At 68.4% G+C, this 23816-nt stretch carries 21 protein-coding genes and 1 pseudogene; 6 read left to right on the forward strand and 16 right to left on the reverse strand.

Translation table 11 applies throughout. The features are described 5' to 3' along the window. Positions 1–39: 39 nt before the first annotated feature. A complete protein-coding gene (locus ACXMYJ_RS05395) occupies positions 40–1209 on the forward strand; it encodes a DUF7159 family protein (protein WP_260756983.1) in 1170 nt (389 codons plus the stop codon). 78 nt (positions 1210–1287) lie between these two features. On the opposite strand, the gene ACXMYJ_RS05400 is transcribed toward ACXMYJ_RS05395, so the two are convergent. Genes ACXMYJ_RS05400 through ACXMYJ_RS05440 form a run of 9 tightly spaced genes read right to left on the reverse strand, consistent with a single transcriptional unit; the run spans position 1288 to position 10721 of the window. Further along, positions 1288–2253, reverse strand: a complete 966-nt coding sequence (locus ACXMYJ_RS05400; RefSeq protein ID WP_460354470.1) for a 2-hydroxyacid dehydrogenase — start codon at positions 2251–2253, stop codon at positions 1288–1290. Between the two features lies 1 nt (position 2254). After that, positions 2255–3592 carry an enolase C-terminal domain-like protein gene (locus tag ACXMYJ_RS05405; protein ID WP_260756985.1) on the reverse strand — a complete coding sequence of 446 codons (1338 nt, stop codon included), beginning with the start codon at positions 3590–3592 and terminating at the stop codon, positions 2255–2257. A 16-nt stretch (positions 3593–3608) separates the two neighbouring features. Beyond that, on the reverse strand, positions 3609–4409 hold the full coding sequence (locus tag ACXMYJ_RS05410; protein ID WP_460354473.1) for an IclR family transcriptional regulator: 801 nt from the start codon (positions 4407–4409) through the stop codon (positions 3609–3611). Between the two features lie 10 nt (positions 4410–4419). Further along, positions 4420–5142, reverse strand: coding sequence for a sulfite exporter TauE/SafE family protein (locus ACXMYJ_RS05415; RefSeq protein ID WP_460354475.1), 723 nt, complete (start codon positions 5140–5142; stop codon positions 4420–4422). Next, a complete protein-coding gene (locus ACXMYJ_RS05420) occupies positions 5139–6152 on the reverse strand; it encodes an ABC transporter ATP-binding protein (protein ID WP_460354477.1) in 1014 nt (337 codons plus the stop codon). Before ACXMYJ_RS05420 ends, ACXMYJ_RS05415 begins: the two co-directional genes overlap by 4 nt. Then, a complete protein-coding gene (locus tag ACXMYJ_RS05425) occupies positions 6145–7167 on the reverse strand; it encodes an ABC transporter ATP-binding protein (RefSeq protein WP_460354479.1) in 1023 nt (340 codons plus the stop codon). The genes ACXMYJ_RS05420 and ACXMYJ_RS05425 overlap by 8 nt, the downstream gene beginning before the upstream one ends. Positions 7168–7178: 11 nt before the next feature. Further along, entirely contained in the window at positions 7179–8168 is a 990-nt protein-coding gene (locus ACXMYJ_RS05430) for an ABC transporter permease (RefSeq protein WP_460354482.1), read from the reverse strand. A 21-nt stretch (positions 8169–8189) separates the two neighbouring features. Then, positions 8190–9119, reverse strand: coding sequence for an ABC transporter permease (locus ACXMYJ_RS05435; RefSeq protein ID WP_260756991.1), 930 nt, complete (start codon positions 9117–9119; stop codon positions 8190–8192). 27 nt (positions 9120–9146) lie between these two features. Next, a complete protein-coding gene (locus ACXMYJ_RS05440) occupies positions 9147–10721 on the reverse strand; it encodes an ABC transporter substrate-binding protein (RefSeq protein WP_260756992.1) in 1575 nt (524 codons plus the stop codon). A gap of 309 nt (positions 10722–11030) precedes the next feature. Here ACXMYJ_RS05440 and ACXMYJ_RS05445 point away from each other — a divergent pair, with 309 nt between their 5' ends. Next, positions 11031–11984 (forward strand): 2-hydroxyacid dehydrogenase, encoded by a 954-nt coding sequence (locus ACXMYJ_RS05445; RefSeq protein WP_260756993.1) that lies wholly within the window; start codon positions 11031–11033, stop codon positions 11982–11984. Positions 11985–12292: 308 nt separating this feature from the next. On the opposite strand, the gene ACXMYJ_RS05450 is transcribed toward ACXMYJ_RS05445, so the two are convergent. From ACXMYJ_RS05450 to ACXMYJ_RS05460, 3 genes and pseudogenes are all read right to left on the reverse strand, one after another. After that, positions 12293–13192: a LysR substrate-binding domain-containing protein gene (locus ACXMYJ_RS05450; protein ID WP_260756995.1), complete on the reverse strand. Its 900-nt coding sequence runs from the start codon at positions 13190–13192 to the stop codon at positions 12293–12295. A 16-nt stretch (positions 13193–13208) separates the two neighbouring features. Then, positions 13209–13880: pseudogene (locus tag ACXMYJ_RS05455) on the reverse strand (TetR/AcrR family transcriptional regulator). 32 nt (positions 13881–13912) lie between these two features. Next, the gene (locus ACXMYJ_RS05460) at positions 13913–14932 is read right to left on the reverse strand and encodes a hypothetical protein (RefSeq protein WP_460354487.1); all 1020 of its coding nucleotides are present in this window, start codon (positions 14930–14932) and stop codon (positions 13913–13915) included. 139 nt (positions 14933–15071) lie between these two features. On the opposite strand from ACXMYJ_RS05460, the gene ACXMYJ_RS05465 reads away from it, so the two are divergent. Next, positions 15072–15974, forward strand: coding sequence for a metal-dependent hydrolase (locus tag ACXMYJ_RS05465; protein ID WP_460354489.1), 903 nt, complete (start codon positions 15072–15074; stop codon positions 15972–15974). Here the strand turns inward: ACXMYJ_RS05465 and ACXMYJ_RS05470 are convergent. From ACXMYJ_RS05470 to ACXMYJ_RS05485, 4 genes are all read right to left on the reverse strand, one after another. After that, positions 15966–17261 (reverse strand): glucarate dehydratase family protein, encoded by a 1296-nt coding sequence (locus ACXMYJ_RS05470; RefSeq protein ID WP_460354491.1) that lies wholly within the window; start codon positions 17259–17261, stop codon positions 15966–15968. The genes ACXMYJ_RS05465 and ACXMYJ_RS05470 overlap by 9 nt on opposite strands. Positions 17262–17264: 3 nt before the next feature. Then, positions 17265–18194, reverse strand: coding sequence for a 5-dehydro-4-deoxyglucarate dehydratase (locus tag ACXMYJ_RS05475; RefSeq protein ID WP_460354493.1), 930 nt, complete (start codon positions 18192–18194; stop codon positions 17265–17267). Positions 18195–18226: 32 nt separating this feature from the next. Continuing rightward, positions 18227–19825 carry an aldehyde dehydrogenase (NADP(+)) gene (locus tag ACXMYJ_RS05480; RefSeq protein WP_460354495.1) on the reverse strand — a complete coding sequence of 533 codons (1599 nt, stop codon included), beginning with the start codon at positions 19823–19825 and terminating at the stop codon, positions 18227–18229. A 133-nt stretch (positions 19826–19958) separates the two neighbouring features. Further along, positions 19959–20627: a winged helix-turn-helix transcriptional regulator gene (locus ACXMYJ_RS05485; protein WP_260757003.1), complete on the reverse strand. Its 669-nt coding sequence runs from the start codon at positions 20625–20627 to the stop codon at positions 19959–19961. A 315-nt stretch (positions 20628–20942) separates the two neighbouring features. On the opposite strand from ACXMYJ_RS05485, the gene ACXMYJ_RS05490 reads away from it, so the two are divergent. The 3 genes from ACXMYJ_RS05490 to ACXMYJ_RS05500 all read left to right on the forward strand — a co-directional run bounded on the left by ACXMYJ_RS05490 (position 20943) and on the right by ACXMYJ_RS05500 (position 23809). Beyond that, positions 20943–21140, forward strand: a complete 198-nt coding sequence (locus ACXMYJ_RS05490) for a hypothetical protein (protein ID WP_260757004.1) — start codon at positions 20943–20945, stop codon at positions 21138–21140. Positions 21141–21441: 301 nt separating this feature from the next. Next, positions 21442–23199: a serine/threonine protein kinase StpK7 gene (stpK7, locus tag ACXMYJ_RS05495; protein ID WP_460354499.1), complete on the forward strand. Its 1758-nt coding sequence runs from the start codon at positions 21442–21444 to the stop codon at positions 23197–23199. A gap of 73 nt (positions 23200–23272) precedes the next feature. Then, on the forward strand, positions 23273–23809 hold the full coding sequence (locus tag ACXMYJ_RS05500; protein WP_260757006.1) for a CsbD family protein: 537 nt from the start codon (positions 23273–23275) through the stop codon (positions 23807–23809). Positions 23810–23816: the final 7 nt, after the last annotated feature.

Below are 23816 nucleotides of genomic sequence, written 5' to 3' on the forward strand. Positions count from 1 at the left end.
ATGTCGAGAACCAGTCTCAGGAAGATTGGTAGCTCAACTATGGACCTCGTACTCGGTTTGTCGATGACGGCGTCATCGATCCGCTGGGTCCTCGTCGACGATGCGATGAGCGGGGAAAGCCGCACTGTCGACCGCGGCACCGTGCCCGTCGACGGCGCCTTCAGCGCCGCCGCTCTGGTGGTTCGGCTGCTGGACCGGCCGGTGCACGCGATCGGTTTGACCTGGACCATCGAAGCGGAGAGCACCGCCAGCGCGGTGTGGCAGGCGCTGACCGACCGCGCGGTCGAGAACGTCATCGCGGTGTCCGACGTCGAGGCCGCCGAGGCTCTGGCCTGCGGTATCGCCGACCTGGCCGGCCTGGAGCGGGTGGTGGTGTGCATCGCCGAGCCCGGAACCTCGCTGATCGCCGCGGTGACACCCGACGGCGTGACGGCCGACCGGGTGGACCCGTCCGCGCTCGCCGAGGTCGACGGGTTGGATCCCGACGCCGTTTTCGTGCTCGGCTCCGGCGACGTCGCCGACGTGGTGGCCGCGCTGCAGCAGCGGCTGCAGGTGCCGGTGGTCTCCGCCGACGAGGCTGACCTGGCGCTGGCCCGCGGTGCGGCGCTGGCGTCCGGATCGGCGGTGTCGCTCCTCGACGCGGAGGCCGCACCGAGGCGGCGCAGGTTGTCACCGACGGCGACGCTGGTCTCGGTGCTGGCCGCCGCGGTGGTGACGTTCGTGGTGTCGCTGTCGGTGGCGGTCGGCATGAGCCTGACCCCCGACGATCCGGCCCCGGAGATGGCGCGCGCGGTGACCGAGCCGACCGCCGAGCCCGTGGCACCACCCAAGCCCGCCAAGGCCGCCCCGCAGGCGCCCGAGCCGGAGGCCCCGCCGCCCCCGCCGCCGGTGGCCGAGCCCGTCGCCGTCGAGCTGCCGGCCCCCGAGGCCGTCGCGCCCCCACTGCCCGAGGCCCCGCCCCCGGTATACGAGGAGCCCGCCGCGCCGGCGCCGGTGATCCCGCCCGCACCGGCCTATGTGCCGCCTGCGCCGCCGGCCAACTACCTGCCGCCGGCTCCCGCTGCGCCGGCCTACGTGCCGCCGGCCGCCCCGCCCGCGCAGGTGCCGGCCGTGGTGCCGCAGGTACCGCCGGCTCCGCAGCCGCGTCTGCGCGATCGCATCATCGAGCGCCTCCCGATCATCAACCGCTTCCACGAACCGCAGTACTGATCAGGGCACTAGTTCGCCGAAATCGCATTCCACGCGCGTCAAGTCGGGAAAATCCCACGCTGGACGCAATCTCGGCGGTCAGTGGGGGATGAGGTTGTGCAGCGGTTCGCCACGCTGCAGCCGCCCGATGTTGGCGGCGACGTCATCGACGCGGCCGGTGAACTTGTCGGTGGTGACACCCGAAGAATGCGGCGTCATCAGAATGTTGGACAGCTCACCGAACGGGAGAACGCTTGGCGGGCAACCTGATCCGTCGGCTGGATACCGGTACCAGACGTCGATGGCCGCACCCTTGATGGCGCCGCCGGTCAGCGCGTCGTACAGTGCCCGCTCCTGGACCAGCGCGCCGCGGCCCACGTTGATCAATGCCCCGTCCGGGCCGAGCGCCTCCAGTTCGCCCGCGCCGATCATGCCCTCGGTGTGACGGTTCAGCGGCGCTGACACCACGGCAACGTCGCAGTCGCGCAGCAGCCGATGCAACTGGCCGGTGTCGCCCACCCAGTCCAGCCCGCACTCATCGGCGACGCGGCCTGAACCGGTCACTGCCGCAGCCGTACATCCGAACGCGCGCAGCAGTTTCCACGAGTACCGCCCGATGTGCCCGAAGCCCACGAACCCGATGCGGGCGCCGCTCAGTGTGGTGGGTTGCGGAATCGACCGGTCGTACACCGAGGTAGCCCAGACACCCCGCCGCAGCTGCGCATCCTGGGCGAGGAATCCGCGACGCAGCATCACCGCAGCGCCCGCCACGTACTCGGCGATAGACCGCTCGTGGTGGAAAGTATTGGCCACCAGTATGTCCGAGGGCAGTGCAGCCAGATCGATCTTGTCGGTCCCCGCGGCCGCGGGGTGCACCAGCCGCAGGGTCTTGGCCATCGCGGCCATGTCTGCGGTGAATCGCGAACCGATGAACACCTCGACGTCGCGCAGCGCTTGATCCGGCACGCCACCGATGTGCCAGTGCACCTCGGACCCCGACGGCACCGCCGTTTCGAGGCGTTCGCGATGCGGTACCAGGTTGGGGTCCGCGACAACGATGTTCACGTCAGTCCCGGTCCAGCGCGGGCCGCTTGGCGTCGAACGTCCACCCGGGTATCAGGTACTGCATCGCGACCGCGTCGTCCCGGCCACCCAAACCTTCGCGTCGATACAGCTCATGGGCCGCAGCCACCGCGGCCTCATCGAGCCGCACGCCCAGGCCCGCAGCGTCCGGCACGGTCAGGTAGCCGTCGACGATGCGGTACGGGTCGGTGGTGATCGCCTGGCCATCCTGCCAGATCCAGTGCGTGTCGATCGCGGTGATGTCACCGGGCGCGGCAGCGGCGACGTGGGTGAACATCGCCAACGACACGTCAAAGTGGTTGTTGGAGTGCGAACCCCACGTCAGTCCCCAGGCATCGCAGAGCTGCGCGACGCGCACCGACCCCGCCATCGTCCAGAAGTGCGGATCGGCCAGCGGAATGTCCACGGCCCCGGAACGGATGGCGTGACCCATCTCCCGCCAGTCCGTGGCGATCATGTTGGTCGCGGTCGGCAGCCCGGTCGCCCGCTTGAACTCCGCCATCACCTCGCGCCCGGAGAATCCGCCCTCGGGCCCCACCGGATCCTCGGCGTAGGCCAGCACGTCTGTCAGCTCACGGCAGGTTCTGATCGCATCGGTGAGCAGCCATCCACCGTTGGGGTCCAGCGTGATCCGGGCGTCCGGGAAACGCTCGGCGAGTGCGATGACGGCCTTGGCCTCCTCGGGCGCGGGCAGCACACCGCCCTTGAGCTTGAAGTCGGCGAAACCGTATCGGGTGTGGGCGGCCTCGGCAAGCCGCACCACCGCCTCCGGGGTCAGTGCCTCCTCGTGGCGGACGGTGAACCACTCGTCCGCGTCGGGCGCCTCATCGGCGGGGGAGCGGTAGGCCAGGTCGGTCCGGGTGCGGTCACCGACGAAGAACAGGTAGCCCAGCGCCTGCACCCGCTCACGCTGCTGCCCGTCGCCGAGCAGCGCGGCCACCGGGACCTCCAAGTGTTGACCCAGCAGGTCCAGCAGCGCGGATTCCACTGCGGTGACGGCGTGCACGGTGACGCGCAGGTCGAACGTCTGGGCGCCGCGGCCGCCGGCGTCACGATCGGCGAACACCCGGCGGATGTCACCGAGCACGGCATGGTAGTCCCCGATGCGGCGGCCGGTGACGATCGCGCGCGCCTCCTCCAGGGTGGCGCGGATCGCTTCGCCGCCCGGCACCTCGCCGACACCGGTGTTCCCCGACGAGTCTTGGATGATCACCAGGTTTCGCGTGAAGAACGGTCCATGGGCGCCGGACAGGTTCAGCAGCATGCTGTCATGACCCGCGATGGGGATGACGGTGACGTCGGTGACGACGGGTGTGCTCATGCGTTTCCTCCGATTGTCATGACGCGAACCACTTGTCGCCGTTGGCCAACGGGCGCACCACGCGAGACACCTTGTCTCCCATGGTGCGCAGCGCGTCGACGATGTCACGTTCACGTTGCGGGTCGAGCCGTCCCACCGGCACCGACGCGCTGATGGCGTCCTGGGCGGGCTTGCAGTAGCGCAACGGCACCGCGAAACAACGTAGGCCTACGGTGTTCTCCTCGTCATCACACGCGTAGCCCCGGATCCTGACCTCGTCGAGGACATCGTCGAGAAGCGAGCGGTCGGTGATGGTGCGCGGTGTCAGGCTTTTCAGGGTGGACGGGACATGCTCGTCACGCCGGGCGCCGAATCGTTCGGCCAGCAACGCCTTACCGAGCGACGTGGCGTACGCAGGCAACCTCCTGCCCACACGGCTGGATGTGCGGGTGTACTTGGTGGATTCGCGGGTCGCCAGGTACACGATGTCCGTGCCGTCGAGGCGACCGAGGTGGAACGTCTCGTCCAACTCGGCGCGCAGTTCGTCGAGGAACGGGATGATCAACGGCAGATAAGGGTCGCTGTCAAGGTAACTGGTGCCGACCAGCAGGGCGCGAATCCCGATGCCGTACAACGTTCCTGTGTGATCTGAGCGCACCCAGCCTTGGCAGACCAGGGTGCGTAGCAACGCGTGGGCGCTGCTGCGGGGCATACCCAGTGCGTCGCTGATTTCGCGAAGCCGCGCCGGCTCATCGGGCCGGGCGGCCAGATACTCAAGCAGTTCCACCGTGCGGACCGCGGACTTGACCTTGCGCACCGACAGGTCTTGTTCGGTCACGCCGCACTCCTCACATCGAGAGCAGCTCCCGCGCGATCAGCACGACGGCGCCCGTCGCCGACACTCCGATCGCCAACCAGCGCAACCGCTGCGGGTTCAGATGCCGGTTCATGACGGTGGAAAGCAGATAACCGGCCACCGCGGCGGGCGCCATCACCGCGAAGCCCCACCAGGTGCGGTGGTCGACCGCACCGGTCAGGCCGAGCATCCCCAGCGACAGCAGCGAACCGACCAGGAAGAAGCCGCTCATCGTGCCGCGCAGCTGCGCACCGCTGCTGCGCTGCCACACCAGCGCCATCGGCGGACCACCGATCGCGGTCGCGGTACCGAGCAGTCCGGACGCCGCACCGGCGGCCACGACATTGCGCCTCCGCGGCGACGGGATCCACCCGCTGCTGGTCAGGACCACACCGCCCAGCACCACGCCGGCGAGCAGGATCGACAACACGCGGTGCGGAAGCGCAGCGAGCAGCAGCGCCCCGGCGACGGTCCCCGGAACCCGGCCGACCAGCGCCCAGCCCGTGCCCCGCAGGTCGATCGACTCCCGTTCGCGCACCACGACGATCAGCGTCACGAGTGTCGCCACCATGATCAGTGTGGCGGGAATCAGCGCCGGGTCCACCAGCGCGACGATCGGCGCGGCGAACATCCCGATGCCGAATCCGATCGACGCCTGCAGCGCAGAGGCGAGCAGGATCGCCGTCGCGAGAACGCAATAGGCCGTGACACTCATGCCGGTACGGTTTCACGGGCACTCCCTTCCAGCGGCAGCGGGTGGTGGCACAGCGCGCTGTGGCCGGGGACATCGGCGTCCACGGCGGCGGCGGGCGTCGCCGTCGCGCACACGTCGGTGGCTTTCCAGCAGCGGGTCCGGAACCGGCAACCCGACGGCGGGTTGATCGGGGAAGGCACCTCGCCCTGGAGCAGGATCCGCTGTCTGCGCCGGGTGCCGTCCAGCGTCGGCGCCGCCGACATCAGCGCCGCGGTGTAGGGATGGTTGGACCGCTCGAACACGGCCTCGGTGGGCCCGTTCTCGATGATCCGGCCCAGGTACATCACCGCGACCCGGTCGGCGACATGGCGCACCACCGACAGGTCGTGCGAGATGAAGATGTAGGAGATCTGCAGCTGCTCCTGGAGATCGTTGAGCAGGTTGAGCACCTGCGCCTGCACTGACAGGTCGAGCGCGGAAACCGGCTCGTCGCAGATGATCACGTCCGGGTTCAGAGCCAGGGCGCGGGCGATGCCGATGCGTTGACGCTGGCCTCCGGAGAACTCCTGCGGGTATTTGTCCGCCGCCTTGGCGCCCAGGCCGACCAGATCGAGCAGACCCCGGACCCGCATGTCGCGGTCCTGGCGATTCTTGATGATGCCCTTGTGGCTGCGCCACGGCTCGGCGATGATCTCGGCGGCCGACATCCGGGAGTTCAGCGACGCGTAGGGATCCTGGAACACCATCTGCACGCGGCGGCGGAACGTGAGCAGGTCGGCGCCTTTGAGGCTGAACGGGTCGACCCCGTCGAACTGCACGCTGCCCTCATCAGGACGCTCAAGCATCAGCAAAGTGCGCGCCAGCGTGGACTTTCCGCAGCCGGACTCGCCGACCAGCCCGAGCGTCTCGCCGCGCCGCAGGTCCAAGGTGACGCCGTCGAGCGCGCAGAGCCTGTTCTTGCCGGCGTGCGGCACGCGGAAGCTCTTGCGGACGTCGCGGACCTCGAGCAAGGTGTTGGGAATCTCAGACATTGCAGACCTCTTCCGGGAAGTGACAGGCGGCTTTGCGATCTGCACCCACGCCCGTCAGCGCCGGGCGGGTGGTGCGGCACACGTCGGCGGCCAGCGGGCAGCGGGCCTGGTAGACGCAACCCTCAGGGATGGAGTGCAGGTCCGGCGGGGTGCCTCCGATGGATTTGAGCGCATCGCCGCGACGGGCGTCGACGGGCACGGAGTTCAGCAGGCCCTTGGTGTAGGGATGCTTGGGGTCGGCGAAAACCTCGGCCACGGTGCCGGTCTCGATGATGTTGCCGGCGTACATGATCGCCACGCGGTCGGCTTCCTCGGCGACCAGCGCGAGGTCGTGGGTGATCAGCACGACGGCCATGCGGTACTCGGTGCGCAGATCCCGCAGCAGCGCCATGATCTGCGCCTGCACCGTCACGTCGAGTGCGGTGGTGGGTTCGTCGGCGATCAGCACGCTCGGGTTCAGCGCCACCGCCATCGCGATGAGCAGGCGCTGCCGCATGCCGCCGGAGAACTGGTGCGGGTAGGAGTTGAGCCGGGTTTCGGGTTGGGGGATCCCGACGCGCGTCATCAGTTCGACGGCCTTGCCTTTGGCTTCCTTGGCGCCGAGGCCGTGGTGAATCCGGAACGGCTCGGCCAGTTGGGTTCCCACGGTATAGAGCGGGTTGAGCGCGGTGAGCGCGTCCTGGAAAACGATCGCCAGCTCGGTGCCGGCCATCTCGCGGCGCTTCTTGCGGCCGGCGCTGAGCAGGTCGACGTCCGCGAGCTTGGCGGTGCCGCCGACGATGTCGGCGACGGGCTCCAGCAGCCCGACCAGCGCGGTGGCCGTCATGGACTTGCCGCAGCCGGATTCGCCCAGCAGCGCCAGGGTTTCACCGCGGCGGGCCTGGAAGGAGACGCCGTCGACGGCGCGCAGCGTTCCGGTGATGGTGCGCACCTCGACGGTCAGGCCCTCGACGTCGAGCACGGGTGTGGCGTCCACGGAGTCCGCGGGAACGTCGCGATCAACGAGTGCGGTCATGCTCGGACCTTTCATGGGAGGCGCTTTCCGATTTTGGTGAACGTGCTCAGGCGCTTCTGCGGGACGGTCAGCCGCCACCGCTGGGCGGGGTCGGTCGCGATCCGGGCCCACGCCGCAAGGATCGTCGCCGACACCGTGGTGATCACGATGGCCAGGCCGGGGAAGAAGGACAGCCACCACGCGCTGTGCAGATAGGTGCGGCCCTGCGAGACCATCAGACCCCAACTGACGTCGGGCGGCTGGATGCCGATGCCCAAGAAACTCAAGGAGCTTTCCGCCAGCATCACGTAGCAGAAGTCCAACGTCGCGACGGTCAACAGCGTCGGCAGCACGATCGGAAGCACGTGGCGCCAGATGATCGAGTTGGCGCCGGCGCCGAAGGTGCGCGCGGCGTCGACGAACACCCGACTCTGCAACTCGGCCGATTCGGCGCGGGCGGTGCGCAGGTAGACCGGGATGCGGGTGATCGCCAGCACCAGCACGATGTTCGCGGCGCTGGGGGAGAACACGTAGAGCACGACGACGGCGAGCAGCAGCGACGGGAAGCTCATGATCACGTCGGCCACGCGCATCGCCAGTGTCTCCCGCCAGCCGCGGTAGTAGCCGGCCCACATGCCGATCGCCGAGCCCACGACCGCCGAGATGATCACCGCGGGAACGGCCACCGACAGCGTGGTCTGGCAGGCCACGATCAGGCGAGCGAGCATGCTGCGACCCAGGGGGTCGGTGCCAAGGACATTGGCCCAGCCGTGTGTCAGCGTGAACGGGGGCTGGTTGGAGTTGTCCAGGTCGATCTTCGTCGCCAGGTCGCCGACGAGCATCGGCCCGAAGATCGCGGTGAGGAACACCAATCCGAGGATGCAGGCCGCTGCGGCGGCGACGCGGTCGTGGACCAGCAGCCGCAACCACGGGGATCCGCCCCGCTTGCGGGAGGTTTCGGTGTCGTCCGCGCCGACGATCGCGGTGGTCGGCTTGACCGGGACAAGGTCGATCTGAGTCATGGTGGGGTCTCCTATGCCGTCTCAGACTCGGGCGGGCTCGCGCACCCGGGCGTCGAGCAGTGCGTAGCAGGCGTCGATGACGATGTTGAGCAGGAAGATGCTGACCGCGGTGAGCAGGACGGCGGCCTGCAGAACCGCGAAGTCGCGTTGCAGGATCGCGTCAATCATCAGCTTGCCGATGCCGGGCCAGCCGAAGATGGCCTCGACGACGACCGCGCCGTTGATCAGACCGACCGCGAGGTCGCCGGCGACGGTCAGTGCGGGTGCCGCGGCGTTGCGCAGCGCGTGATGGGTGACCACTCGGAAGTCGCCGGCACCCTTGCTGCGCGCCAACCGCACGTATGGCGCCGACAGCGCGGAAACCATTGCGCCGCGCACGACTTGGGTCAGCACGCCCAGCGGACGGATCATCAGCGTCGCGATCGGCAGAATCCACGACAGCATGCCGGCGTCGGTGCCCGAGGTGGGCAGCCAGCCGAGCAGCACCGCGAACAACCACACTCCGGTGATGGCGAACCAGAAGTCGGGGATGCTCGCGGCCGTCATCGACAGCAGCGACGAGAACCGGTCGGCGAGCGAGTTCGGGCGGTAGGCGGCCCAGCAGCCGATCACGATGGCGCCGACGATCGCGAGCAGCATCGTGGTCAGTGCGAGCTGCAGGGTCGCCGGGAACGCGCGCAGCGCCATCTCGGCTGCGGACTCGCCGGTGCGCAGCGAGGAGCCGAAGTCAAGGTGGATGACCCCGGAGAAGTAGTCAGCCAGCTGGGTGATCAGCGGATCGTTGAACCCGTTGGCGGCCGCGAACGCCTCGCGCTGTTCCTGCGTCGCGGATTCGGGCAGGTACAGGTTGGTGGGGTCACCGGTGAGCCGGGCGAGCAGGAACACCCCGAGCAGCACGATGATCAACGGCAGTGCGCTGGTGTACATCCGGCGCCGGACGAAGGAGAACATGAGGGCGGCCCTTCTTGAACGTCGGAGTCAGGACTGGTCGGTGCGGTCGGTGCCGACCGGAGTCATTGCGGCCAGCAGCATTTCGTCGCCGGTCGCCGGATTGGGGGTGTAGTCGATGCGCGGGGACTTGCCGAGGATCCCCTTCATGTGGGCGATACAGGCCATCTGTGTGATCTCCTGCGGTTCCTCGGCGAACAGCGTGGCGAACGCGTCCTGGCGGGCCTGACCGGTCAGCGCCTCGGCCGCCCGGATCTTGGCGTCGAATTCCGGTGTGCCGTAAGCGGCCTGCGGGCCGTCGGACAGCATGTACTGGTCGAGGGTGAACGCGGCGTCGCCGGCCTGGTTGCCGTGCATGATCATCAGCAGATACGGGCCGGTGTCCGGAGGGAACGGCCGCAACTGGTACTCCAATTGCGATGCGGTGTCCATCATCTCGATCGAGACGTTGAGCCCGATCTCGGTGAACTCACTCTGCAGCACCTCGATGGTCTCGGTGATCTTCGGGAACTGCGCCGTGCGCCCGATCAGCCGGATCCGGCGGTCGACGGGCACCCCGTCGGCCCGGGCCTCGTCGATCAGCGCCCTGGCCTTGTCCAGGTCGTGGGGCCACAGCTGCAGCTCGTCGTTGTATCCGACGACGCCGGAGGGGATGAGTTGCGCGGCGGGCTGGCCGAGGTCGCGGAACAGCGCCGTGACGATGCCGGTGCGGTTGACCGCGTAGTTGATCGCCTGGCGCACCCGGATGTCGTCGAGTGGCGGTTCGGTGGCCTGCATGCGCAGCGCGGTGGTCTCGTTGTTCTGGAACGGCACTCCGAGATCGCCGGCACCGTCTTCGGGGCCCAGGCCGACCGCGATGTCGGCCTCGTCGTTGGTGATCATCGCCGCCCGCACGCTTCCCTCACTGCGCCACTGGTATTCGGCCTTGGCGAAGGCGGGTGGGCTGCCCCAGTAGCCCGGGTTGCGGGCCAGGGTGAGCTTCTGGCCGTACTCCCAGCGCTCGATCGCGTAGGGCCCGGTGCCGATGGGTTCGCGGACCTTTTCGACGGTGCTGGTGGTGCGCGGCACCATCTCGATGAACGAGATACGCAGCGGCAGAATCGGATCGGGCTCGGTGGTGCCGACCACGACGGTGGTGGGGTCGGGGGTGCGCAGGCTCAGCTCCTCGTCACCGAAGACGTAGCCGTCGACGTTGCACTGCAGATCGGAGTTGACCGCCCGGTCGATCGAGAACGCGGCGTCCTCGGAGGTGAACGAGGCGCCGTCGGAGAAGGTCACCCCGTCGCGCAGGGTGAACGTCCATTCGGTGGGGCTGGTCTGCTGCCATTCGGTGGCCAGCAGCGGACGCAGATCGCCGGTGCTGGCATCGCGCTCGAGCAGGGGCTCGGTGATGTTGGAGCGGACCACGATGCCGGTCGAGGTCAGTGAGCTCTCGCAGGGCTCCAGCGTCGGGGGTTCCTGCTGGAGCACGATGCGCAGGGTCTCGGGGTCGTACCCGCCGCCGCCGGAGTTGGCGACGGTGCAGCCGCCGGCCGCGACGGTGGCCGCCGCGAGGGCCAGCACGGCGACCTGCCGCCGGGGCTCGAACACGGTGCTGGGGTTCATCGATCCTCCCGGGCCGGGGATAGTGACGTCCACGTATGTAGATGCGGGCTGTGATGGCAACCACACCGTAGGAGCGCCGGGAAAACAGCGTCAACCCCGCTCAAACGGCCCTTTTTCGGGTCAGCGGGGTCACCGGGCATCCGCACAGCACCTCGGGAAATACGCTCTGAGCTGCAGATTGTCGCCGCGGGAGCGGCGTGTGATGCACGGAGCCGCGAGCCCTCGGCGCACGCATGCGCTTTGGGCATAAGTCCATGCCAATTTGGACGTGGACCGGTATCCGCAGCTCGCCGTACCGTGAAAACCACTATGAGCACCGCACAGAACCGCTCCGTGTTGCAGGTCGGGCCGTTGATGCCGTCGCTGGCGCGCACACTCGCCGACGACTACGCGGCCCGCCGCCTGCCCATCGAGCCGGCCGAGCGGACGGCGTTCCTCGCCGAACACGGCGCCGAGATCACCGCGGTCGTGACGTCGGGACGCACCGGTGTGGACGCGGTGCTGATGGACGCACTCCCCAATCTGGGCGCGGTGATCAACTTCGGCGTCGGCTACGACACCACCGACGTCGACGCCGCGGCCACCCGCGGCATCGGGGTGAGCAACACCCCCGACGTGCTGACCGACTGCGTCGCCGACACCGCCGTCGGTCTGATGATCGACACGTTGCGCCAGTTCTCGGCGGCCGATCGCTACGTGCGGGCCGGCCGCTGGCCCGTCGACGGCATGTACCCGTTGACCCGTCAGGTCAGCAACACCGACGTCGGCATCATCGGTCTCGGCCGGATCGGCACCGCAATCGCGGTGCGGCTCAGCGCTTTCGGCTGCACCATCAGCTACCACAACCGGCACGAGGTGACGGATTCGCCGTACACCTACGCGGCGTCACCGGCAGAGCTGGCCTCGCGGGTTGACGTGCTGATCGTCGCGGCCGCGGGTGGTGCGGGCACTCGGGGGCTGGTGAGCAGCGAGGTGCTCGACGCGCTCGGTCCGCAGGGCTATCTCATCAACATCGCGCGCGGCAGCGTCGTCGATCAGGAGGCACTGGTCGCGGCGCTGGTGCAGGGCCGGCTCGCCGGCGCCGGTCTGGACGTCTTCGCTGACGAGCCGCAGGTGCCCGAGGAACTGTTCGGGCTGGACAACGTGGTGCTGCTACCGCACGTGGCCAGCGGGACCGTGCAGACCCGCGCCGCGATGGAAGCGCTCACCCTGCGCAACCTGGACAGCTTTCTCAAGACGGGCACGCTCGTCACACCCGTCTGAGAATCCGCCGAGATCAGCCACGCATGGCGCAGCCGGCGGCCACGTTGCGGCAGTGCGCCGAGGATCTGCAGTTGCCGCACTGGCACCGGCAGTGACCGTCGGTCTGAGGCGCCGGACGCTTGTTGTCGCGATTCTTCACTGGTTGATTCGAACTGTTGGAGGCCATGACGAACTCCTTTGTTGGCTCCTCTTGACGCTAGACCTCGCCGAACCTGCGCTCAACACTCTGCTCCGGTAATCGCCGAAATCGCATTCCACGCGCGTCAAACCCCGAAATGGCCGCATGGAATGCGATTTCGGCGGGGGTATCAGGTGGTCCATTCCTGTTGCGGGAGCACGTCTCTGAGCACCCGAAGCAGCGCCGGGTTGGTCGAGTCGCCGCGCCACACCGCGTCCAGCTCCACCGGACGCTCGCGGAACGCGCCGATGGTCCGGAACACCACGCCCTCGGGATGCAGTGTCGCCGCCGACGCCGGCACCAACGCGATACCGATGCCCGAGCGGACCAGCACCAGCATGGTGTGCACCTGTGTCACGTACTGAACGTAGCGCGGCGTGGTGCCCGCAATGGTGAACGTCGAGATCAGCAGCTCGTTGAAATACCGGGCCTGCACGGGCGAATACATGACGAAGTCCTGCCCGTCCAGGTCGATCAGCGTCAGCTCCCGCGTCATGTCGGCCAGCGGGTGTCCTTCGGGCAGCGCGGCCAGCAACTGCTCGTGCAGCAGCGGCCGTGACACCAGACCGGGGCGTTTCAGCGGGGGGCGGGCCATCCCCAGATCGAGCTCGCCGGTCATCAATCCGTCGATCTGCGCGGCGGTGACCATCTCGCGCAGGTCGAGCTGCACATCCGGGAGCCGCTCTCGGGCGCGCTCCAGCAGCCGGGGCAGCACCGCATGCGCCGAGGCCGCCGTGAAGCCGACGACGACGGTGCCGAGATCGCCGGCCGGAATGCGTTTGACGGTCTGGGCGGCCCCCTCGGCGAGCTGCAGGATGCGCCGCGCGTCGGGCAGGAACGCCGCGCCCGCCGGCGTCAAGGTGACGGCACGGGTGGTGCGGTCGATCAGCTGCACCCCCAGTTCGTTCTCCAACTGCTGGACCTGACGGCTCAGCGGCGGCTGGGTCATGTGCAGCCGTTCCGCGGCGCGGCCGAAGTGCAGCTCTTCGGCGACGGCGACGAAGCAGGACAACCTCGCCAGGGAAAACACTGATGCACTCCTCGTATCAGCGGCGCGCGAAGCGCCGCGAGCGAGCATCAGTGTAGGTGCGGCCGATGGCCACAGAATCGGATTCGGTCGTCAGCATGCCGTGTCGTGGCGAGGGCGAGGTCGGCGTGCCTGTGGGTGGACGCAACGCATCCATCGCACGGGCCAGCCGCGGGCAGATGATCACAGGCCCCAGCCAGCGGGCGCAGACCGCTCTCGGCGCGTTCATCCAGCGCGGCCTCGTCGCACCCGTTCTTCTTTTAGTCCACGTCGAGGCGGTGCAACATCGCGCGGCTGAACACCCGCGCGGTTTCCGACGTCAGTGACACCGACGACCCACCGTCGCTGCGCGTGCGCAGGCGGTGCTCGATCTGGCGGTCCTCGGCGAGCGCCTCGGCGGCGAATGCCACGCCTTCGACGAGGGCGGCTGCGGGCTCAGTGAGGCCGCTGTGTGGTCAGCCAACTGGTCGAGGAAACCGTGGCGTGTGCGCATCGCACTCGCGACGAGGAGTGACTCGGTGCCGGGGAAGTAGCGGTAGACGGCCTGTCGGGTGACGCCGAGAGCCCGCGCGGTGTCGAGATCCGCATCGCCGAGCCCTTTTCGGCCACGCTCGTCCGTCGCGTCGAGGATGCGTCGGATGTCCTCTTCCTCGGTCGCGGGTGTGTTCCTCGAGCAGCCGTGACTACGCACCGATGAGTTCTATGGGCAGGGTTGTCGGTTCGCTAAGTCCCATCAACGGTTTCCGCTTTCTCGCTGAGGTCGGATGCGATCACGCGGCGCCGGAGACTCACCGGCAGCAGCGCAAGGCCCGCCACGACCGCAAGCCCCACGGCCTGGACCACGATGTACTGAGTGAGCCCGCGTTCGTGGACGATGTTGCCGCTCGCCATCGCGGCCATCGTACCCACGTAGATGAACACGATGGTGAGCGTGAATCTCTCTGCAGGAAAAGGCCTCGCCGTGCGCAGCGCGATGGCGGCGACGACCACATAACCCGCGATCAGGGCGACGACGACAGGCCATTGGGGTAGGCCGAGCGCAGTGGCAACGGTGACCGGCAACATCAGAATGGGTCCGACGATCAACACCGTGAGTGCTGCCAGTGGCGGAAACGCGAACAGTGCCTTCGCATGTGACCAGCGTGGCATGAATCCCTCTGCGGTCGTGTCGATCCGTGGCATCGCCCACAGCATGAGATAGATGAACAGCGCGTCCCAGATGCCTTGCCAGCACAGGTCGACCAGCGGCCAGCCGACCCAGTACTGGAACAGATCGAAATCGGGGTCCCAGGTCCACCAGACGACATGGCGCAGGTTGCCTTCGATGATGTAGGGAGCGTCGAACGCGATCATGAAGAGGCCGCCCACAACTGCTGCCTGCCAACGCTTTTGGACTCCGAGTGACTCGACCACCTTGAACCCGGTGAACAGGAACACCGGGTAGAAGATGACGACGTACGCAGGCATCATGGTGGTGTCGTGCCAGAGCGGGAAAGCCTCCCAGTTCAGCATGATCATGAAGTCACCCTGCTGATACATGTCCAGCAGGGCCATGCCCGCCAATTCCAGCACCAGGCCGTAGATCGTCGCGGCAATGAGTACCACGCTGTAGATCCTTCGGCCTCGCCGGAACTGGTCGATGCTGTACACCGCCGCTGCGGCGAAGATCGTCACCAGCATGAGATCCCACACGGTGGTCTGCCACGGAAGTTCGGCCGGGTCGTTGAAGACGATGAGGTCCACGGTTACCTGCCTGCCTGGACGAAAGTTGCACAACGGTATGACGAATGCGTCCTTCTGGGAGGGAGGACCAAACAGATAGACCATACATAAATCGAATAACGTCTTGTCAAGAGTCGGCCGGCTGTTTAGCCTCAAACTCATGACGGACCTACGGGTAAGGCGCGTCCGCTTCGATTTCGAGAGCACTGAGGTGCCCTTCAACTGGCAGCCGCACCGCCCGGCATTCGGCATGCAGTGCAACCTGATCTCCTTCTTCGCGCCGGGTTTCGAGAAGTTCATCGTCGATGCGACCCGCGAGGCCATCCCGCTGATGCGCAGTCCCGCCGATGTCGAGGAAGCCGAGGCTTATCTGAGACAGGAAGCGCAGCATTCGGCGGCGCACGCAAGTCATCTGAGAGCACTGATCAAGCGGTGGCCCGGGTTGCAGGCGACGCGCGACGCGGTCGTCGAGTCCTACGATCGGCTGACGGCGACCAAGCCGCTCGCCTGGCGCCTGGCCTACGCCGCAATCGTCGAAGCAACGTTCACGCCGTACTTCAAGGTGTTCCTCGATCACGAGGACAAACTCTTTCGTCCCGGCGACGACCGGGTCGCCTCGCTGTTCCTTTGGCACTTCGTCGAGGAGATCGAACACCGCAGTTCGGCGTTGATCGTGTACAACGCCGTGCATGACAGCTACCTGTACCGGTTACAGGCGGTGCCCGGCGTGGTTCGGCACCTGGCTGAGATCCTTGCGATCCCCTCCCAGGGCTTCCAGGCACACGTGCCGGCCGAGGACGGCGGCGACCTCGGCCGTTTGATGCCAAAGGGGCTGTCCTACCACGCAATCCGTGAGAGCCTCGCGGCGGCAAGAGAAGTCAACAAAACGCCGACCTACGCGGGTGTGCCGCGCCGCGAACTGGCGGCGATGCTGCTGGGCCTCGTGCGCTCCCAGGCGCCCGGGCACGACCCCGAGCGCGAGACTCTGCCCTCCTTCGCGGCGCGGTGGCTCCGCAGGTACGACGACGAGCCCGCCGCTGTGGCCCGGTGGTATTCACGGTAAAACCCGGGCGACGCACCCCGGGGCCGATTCACCAACGGGGGCTGACAACTCGAACGACGGTTCGACGGTGCGCATGTACCCGGTGTCGTCGCGGTCGCGGATCCCGCAGCGCAGGTACTGCTCGTGCAGCGCGGCGAGAGCGTCGTCGTCGATCTCGACGCCGAGGCCGGGAGAGGTGGGCACCGGTACGGACCCGTCGACGAACCTCAGCGTGCCGGCCCGGACGACGTCTTCGGTCTTCCACGGCCAGTGCGTGTCACAGGCGTAGGTGAGGTTCGGCGTGGCGCCGGCCAGGTGCACCATCGCGGCCAGGCTGATGCCGAGGTGCGAGTTCGAGTGCATCGACAGCCCCAGCCCGAACGTGTCGCAGATACCGGCCAGCAGCCGGGAGCGCTGTAGTCCGCCCCAATAGTGGTGGTCCGAAAGCACCACCCGGACGGAGTCTTTGGCCACGGCGGGCTTCAGCTGGTCGAAAGCGACGACACACATGTTGGTCGCCAGCGGCATCGGCGCCTGCCGGGCCACCTCCGCCATGCCGTCCAGCCCGGGCGTCGGGTCTTCCAGATACTCCAGGATGCCGGCCAGTCCGGTCGCCACCTTCACCGACGTCTGCGGAGTCCACGCCGCATTCGGGTCCAGCCGCAGCGGCGTTCCCGGGAAGGCACGCGAGAGCGCCTCGACCGCGGCCATCTCCTCCTCGGGCGGGAACACTCCGCCCTTGAGTTTGATTGCGGTGAAGCCGTATTCGCCGATGATGCGCCGCGCCTGCGCGACGAGCCCGTCCGGGTCGAGTGCCTCACCGAACCCGTCGGGCTCGGCGCCGGGGTGGGCCGCCCACTTGTAGAACAGGTAGGCGCTGAACGGCACCGCGTCACGCACTCTGCCGCCCAGCAAGTCCGACACCGGCCGTCCCAGCGCGTGCCCCTGCACGTCCAGGCACGCCACCTCGAACGGTGAGAGCACCTGGTCGACCGCGCTGGCCGTGGTGATCATCCCGGCGGTGCCGACAGCAGCGGTGTCGCCTTCCAGCCGGTCAGCGATCGCCGCGCGAATACCGTTCAACGCGAACACATCCAGACCGGTGATCGCGTCGGCGGCGGCCTGGAGGCGGGCCAGGTGGCGGGTGTCGGCGTAGGTTTCGCCGAGCCCCACCAGCCCGGCATCGGTGTCGAGTCGGATGATCGCCCGTAACGCGTACGGTTGGTGCACCCCGACGGTGTTCAGCAGCGGTGGGTCGGCGAACGCGACCGGGGTGATGCGCGCGCCGGTGATGCGGATCGCGGTCACCGGTCAGACCGCGTGGGCCAGCGCACCGGACAGCACCGCTCGGCCGGCCTCGACGATCGCGGCGAGCTCGGCGACGTCGTCGGTGCTCGGCATCACCAGCGGCGGGCGCACCGGCCCGGCGGGGACGCCCTCCATCGTGACGCCGGCCTTGACCAGCGACACCGCGTAGCCGGGCACCGTGTCACGCAGGCGGACCAGCGGAATGAAGAACGCGTTGAGCAGCGCGTCGGCGAGCTGCTCGTTGCCCGAGTCCAGCGCGTTGTAGAAGGCCAGCGCGAGATCAGGGGCGAACGCGAACGTCGCCGACGAGTACAGCGGAACGCCGATGGCCCGGTAGGCCAGCTGCGTGGTCTCGGCGGTGGGCAGCCCGTTGAAGAACAGGAAGTCCGGGTCGACGTTGGTCTTGACGGCCTGCACGATGCGCGCGACCACGTCGAAATTCCCTGTGCCGTCCTTGAACCCGACCACGTTGGGGATCTGTGCGACGGCGACCGCGGATTCCTCGGTGAAGCGGGCGTTGTTGCGGTTGTAGACGATGACGGGCAGATCGGCGGCCGCGGCGACCTCCCGCGTGTAGTCGACCAGTCCCGCCTGCGGCACCTCGACCAGGTAGGGCGGCATCAGCAGCAGGCCGTCGGCGCCGGCCTGCTCGGCCGCTGCCGCGAATCGCTTGGCCTGGGCCACCGCGCCGCCGGCGCCGGCGTAGACCGGAACGCGCCCGGCGACCACGTCGACGGCGGTACGCACCACCTCGGTGTACTCCTGGACCTCCAGGGCGTGGAATTCCCCTGTGCCACAAGCGATGAACACGCCGCCCGGACCGGCCTCCACGCCCTTGGAAAGGTGGCGGGCCAGCGCGTCGAGGTCGACGGTTCCGGACTCGGTCATCGGGGTGACGGGGAAGAACAGCACACTGTCAAAGGTCGGACGCATGACGGGCCTTTCGGAGGTGAGGAGGTAAGAGGTCAGGCTTGGGTGAGTCGGCCGTCGATCCGCCGCCACAGGTTGTCAGGGTTGCCGTCGGCGATCGCGCTGGGCAGCAACGACTTCGGGACGTTCTGATAGCAGACGGGCCGCAAAAAGCGCTCGATCGCCCGGGAGCCGACCGACGTGGTGCGCGAGTCCGACGTGGCCGGGAACGGTCCGCCGTGCACCATCGCGTGGCACACCTCCACCCCGGTAGGCCAGCCGTCGAACAGGATCCGGCCGGCCTTGAGTTCCAACAGCGGCAACAACCGGGCCGCCTCCTCGAGGTCGGAGTCGTCGGCGTGCACGGTGGCGGTCAGCTGGCCTTCGATGCCCTCGGCGACGGCCCGCATCTGCTCGACGTCGGCGCAGCGCACGATCAGGCTCGACGAGCCGAACACCTCGGCCTGCAGCGCCTCGGAGGCCAGGAAGGTCTGCGCGTCGGTGGTGAACAACGCGGCATGGCAGGAGGTTTCGCTGGTACTGGGCTCACCGCGGCCGACCAGCTCGGCCGTGCCGGCCAGTGCCTGGACCCCGGAGGCGTAGTTGCGGGCGATGTTCGGGCTCAGCATCGGCGTGGCCGGCGAAGTGGCCAGCGCGTCGCGGGCGGCAGCGACGAACGAGTCCAGTCCCGGCCCGTCGACGGCGACCACGAGGCCCGGGTTGGTGCAGAACTGGCCCGAGCCCATCGTCAGCGACGCGACGAACGCCCGGCCCAGTTCGTCGCCGCGGCCGGTCAAGGCACCCTCGAGGAGGAACACCGGGTTGATCGCGCTCATCTCCGCGTACACCGGGATCGGTTCGGGCCGGGCCGCCGCGGCGGCGACGAGAGCAAGCCCGCCGGAGCGTGACCCCGTGAATCCGACGGCCTTGATGCGCGGGTCGGTGACCAGCGCGATGCCGAGGTCGGGGCCTGCGCCGAACAGCAGCGAGAACGTGCCCGCGGGCAGGCCGGACGCGGCGACGGCGTCGCTGATGGCGCGGCCGACGAGCTCGGAGGTGCCGGGGTGGGCGTCATGTCCCTTGACGATCACGGGGCAACCCGCGGCCAGCGCGGACGCGGTGTCACCCCCGGCCACCGAGAACGCCAGCGGGAAGTTCGACGCGCTGAACACCGCGACCGGCCCCAACGGAACGAATCGCTGCCGCAGATCGGGGCGGGGCAGCGGGGTGCGGTCGGGCAGCGCGGTGTCGATGCGGGCGCCGTTCCAGCTGCCCTCGCGCAGCACCTCGGCGAACAACCGCAGCTGGCCGGTGGTGCGGCCCACCTCGCCGGTGATGCGGGCCTGCGGGAGGCCGGATTCGGCGACTGCGCGCGCGATCAGCGTCTCGCCGACGGCCTCGATGTTGGCGGCGATCGCCTCCAGGAACCGGGCGCGCTGCTCGGCGGTGGTGGCCCGGTACGTGCCGAACGCGGCGGCGGCCGCGGCGCAGGCCGCGTCGACGTGCGTGGCGTCGCCGTAGCGGTACACCGGATCCAGGTCGGTGCCCGCCGCCGGGTCGAACGCGCGGATTTCCGTGCCGGTGCCGCGCACCGGTGTCCCGGCGATCAGCATCTGGCCGGTGAGGCTGGCGGTGCCGGAGATCGTGGCAGTCATGCCTTCGACCGTAGGAGGCATATCCATGCCTGTCCAAGACCGATTCCCCGATCACTGATACCAGCCTTGAATCAATGCTCTACATCCGCGAAATTGCGTTCCGGTAGGCTGGAATGCACGTTCGGTGGAGAAATCAGCGGGCGAGCACGCGCTCGATCACGCCGAGCAGCGCCGTGACCGCGGCCGGGTCCCCGGTCACCTCGAGGCGCCCGTCGGTCAGCGCGTCGGCGACCGTCGTGCGCCGCCCGACGACCGCGGCGATGGTGGCCGCCGAGCAACGCACCGTGACCGCGCTCGGGGTCGCGCTCGGGCCCGGCGTCACGCGAGCCCGCCCGTCGCGCAGTCGCAGACAGGCGGTGCTGTCGTCGACGTGAAACTCGAAGACGGCATCGAGGTCGTGCGGCCCGTCCTTGCGGATGTCGGCGGCCAGGAAGCTCAGCAGCCACTCGGCGCGGAACATCTCGGCGTCGACGTCGGCGTCGGTCATCTGATGGCGCGCGCCCCACATGGCCAGCGGCACCACCGCGGCCGCGAGTTCCCTTCCGGCATCTGACAATTCGTACACGACGGCGGATCCGGGCTGATCGAGCGCGAGCTTGCGGACCACCACACCGTCGGCCTCGAGTTGGCGCACCCGGGAGGCCAGCAGGCTCGTCCCGATGCCGGCGAGCGCGTCGGCGAGTTCGGTGTAGCGCTTCGGCCCGGAGGCGAGCTCACGGACGATCAGCAGCGTCCAGCGCTCGCCGACCACGTCGAGGGCATGGGCGAGACCGCAGAACTGCGCGTAAGTGCGTCGGGACACAGACCCGATCCTAGCCACTTCACTCACGATTCCTACTAAAACTCATATATCTGTTGGGTACTTCTAAATCTTATGTTACGTTCGACAACAGGAAGCGCAAGCCTTGAACCTGCAGAAAGGCCTCGCGATGAACGCACTGGCGCGGGCCCAGATCGCCCGCGAGGTGACGTCACCGACCGCGACCTACCGCGTGGTCGGCGCGGTTGCGCCATCTATTGCCGCCCGAAGCGAATCGAAGTCGGCGCTGCCGCATTACCCGTGGAGAAGCCCCACCGCAGACCCGTGGACAAACCACACGACAGAAGGGTGAACGACATGGCATCGATCGCAGGTTTGCGGCCCTGGCCACGCTGGCGCTGGACGTGGTTCTGGCAACGTTCCACGACCACCGTCGGCCACGCCGAGGACGCGGCCGCGGGGCGACCGGAGTTGCGCAGCAGGCGCCACTACCCGCCGCAGCGGGACCGTTTCATGGAGAGCTCGGCGATGGCCCGGGAGATGTACCGGCTCTGACCCTGCCCGGTTCGGCGGCACCAAAACGCGAGGCAGAGGCGTTTCGGTCGGACGGAAGGCGTAGCGGAATACCCGAACGGGCGCGTAGTCACGCGTGAACCATGTGGCAGAGCGTGTCGTCTGACACCGCATCGTGGTAAGAATGCTGCACCCATGAAGCACGCCGTCGGCGTCGTCTTGGACCGGGCCGTTCAAATCGGGCAACGGGACGGAAGGCGACTGACATGCGTCCGGGCAGCCCCGGCAAACGTCACGTAGCGTCGACCGACAGTCCGTTTGGCCGCAGCCGAGGAGAGCGCCGGTGAATGCGACAACATTCGGGCGCTATCGGCTCCAGAAGTTGATCGGCCGGGGCGGCATGGGTGAGGTCTACCAGGCCTACGACACCAAGACCGACCGCGTCGTCGCACTCAAGGTGCTGCCGCACAGCATGGCCCAGGACGAGACGTTCCAGGCCCGGTTCCGCCGCGAGTCGCAGGCCGCCGCGGGCATCAACGACCCGCATGTCGTCCCGATCCATGGGTACGGCGAGATCGACGGCCGTCTCTACCTGGACATGCGGCTCATCGAGGGCCGCAACCTCGGCACCATGCTGCAGGAATCCGACAAGCCGCTCGGCCCGGCGTTCGCGGTGTCGATCGTCGAGCAGGTTGCCAACGGCCTGGACTCCGCACACAAGCTGGGCCTGATCCACCGCGACATCAAGCCCTCCAACATCTTGATCACCGGACGCGATTTCGTGTACCTGATCGACTTCGGGCTGGCCCGCAGCGCGGGTGAACAGGGGTTGACCACCGCGGGCAGCACGCTGGGCACGCTGGCCTACATGGCGCCGGAGCGGTTCGAAGGCGGCGAGGTCGACGCCCGTTCCGACATCTACGCGCTAACCTGCGTGCTCTACGAATGTCTCACCGGCTCAAGGCCTTACCCCGCCGACAGCCTGGAGCAGCAGATCGCCGGGCACATGGTCTCGCCGATCCCGCGCCCGTCCGACGTCGATCCTCGGCTGTCGGCGTTCGACGAGGTGATCGCCAAGGGCATGGCCAAGAAGCCGGCCCAGCGCTACCAGAGCGCCGGCGAACTCGCCCAGGCGGCCAAGCGGGCGCTCAACGCGCCGGTCCGCCGGGGTGCCGGCAGCTCGCGGCACGCGGCCCGGTCGCAACCCAGAAAGCCGCGCAGGGCGCTGCTGGTCGCGGCGGCCACGACGCTGGCGGTCGCGGTGGCCGCGGTCGGGATGTGGGCGTGGTCGCCGTGGAAGGACGACGACGCCTCCGAGCTGCCCGCCGGCGCGGTGCCGGAGATTGCGTCGATGGTGCCCGCGGACGTGCGCGGGTCCGGACGCCTGGTCATCGGTGTGAACGTGCCGTATGCGCCGATGGAGTTCAAGAACGCCGACGGTCAGCTCGTCGGGTTCGACGTCGAGCTGATGAATGCGGTGACGCGGGTGCTCGGCCTGGTGCCCGACTACCGCGACACCACGTTCGACGCGATCCTGCCCGCGGTGGTGGATGGGACGTTCGACGTCGGGATGTCCTCGGTCACCGACACCAAGGAGCGTGAGGAGCTCGTCGACTTCATCACCTACTTCCAGGCCGGCACCCAGTGGGCACGCAGGCCGGGCACCGCGCTGGGGCCGGCATCGGCATGCGGACTGAAAGTCGGTGTAGCAGAAGCCACCCTGCAGGAAACCGAGGAACTGCCGAGCAAGAGCGATCAGTGCACGGCGGCCGGGATGGCTCCGATCGACATGGTGGTCTTCAAGAGCCAGGACGAAGTCACCACCGCGCTGATCAAGGGTGAGGTGGACGCGATGTCCGCCGACTCCCCGGTGACCGGTTTCGCGATCAAACTCAGCCGCGGCGACCTGGTTTCCGCCGGGGACGTGTTCGACTCGGCCCCGTACGGGTGGCCGGTGGCCAAGGGCTCGGAATTGATCGAGCCGCTGCGGCTGGCGCTGGAGCACCTGATGGAGACCGGCGAGTACCGGGCCATCGCCACGATGTGGGGCGTCGAGCGCGGCATGATCGACGAGCCGGTCGTCAACGGCGCCACCAGGTGATACGTCACACCCCGGTGTAAACGGGCGCGGGGCGGGTACGTCGGCGGTTCACGACGATCCGAAGGAGACGCCGATGAGCGACGACAAGGCCGCCCAGACACGACAGAGTTTCGTGGATTCGGTGAAGGGCAAGGCCAAAGAGGTGGCCGGCGCGGTCACCGGCAACGATTCCCTGACCGCCGAGGGGCAGCTGCAGCAGTCCGAGGCCAAAGAACGCCGCGAAGCCAGCCGCACCGAGGCCGAAGCCGACGCGCAGGCCGCCGAGGCTCGCGCGGTGGCCCGTGAAGCCGAGCTCGAGGGCGCCCAGCAGCGCGCCACGGCCGAGGTGAAAGCCGCCTCCGCCGAGAGCGCGGTGCGCAACGAGCAGGCCGCGCAACGGCAGCGGGTCGAGCAGGCCGGTCGCCAGGACATGGCCCGGGCGCAGGACACGATCGAGGCTGCGGCCGAAAGGGAGGCCAGACAGGCCGACGCGGAGCGCCGGGCCCAGATCGCCGAGGCCGCCGAGGAGTACCACGAGGCCGCTGCGGACTACCAGCAGCAGACGGCGGAAGCCGAAAGTGCCGAGGCCCAGGCTGAGCGGCTGCGGGCCCGCGCCGAGGGCACCGACTAAGCAGACG

The organism is Mycobacterium sp. ZZG (assembly GCF_054786995.1).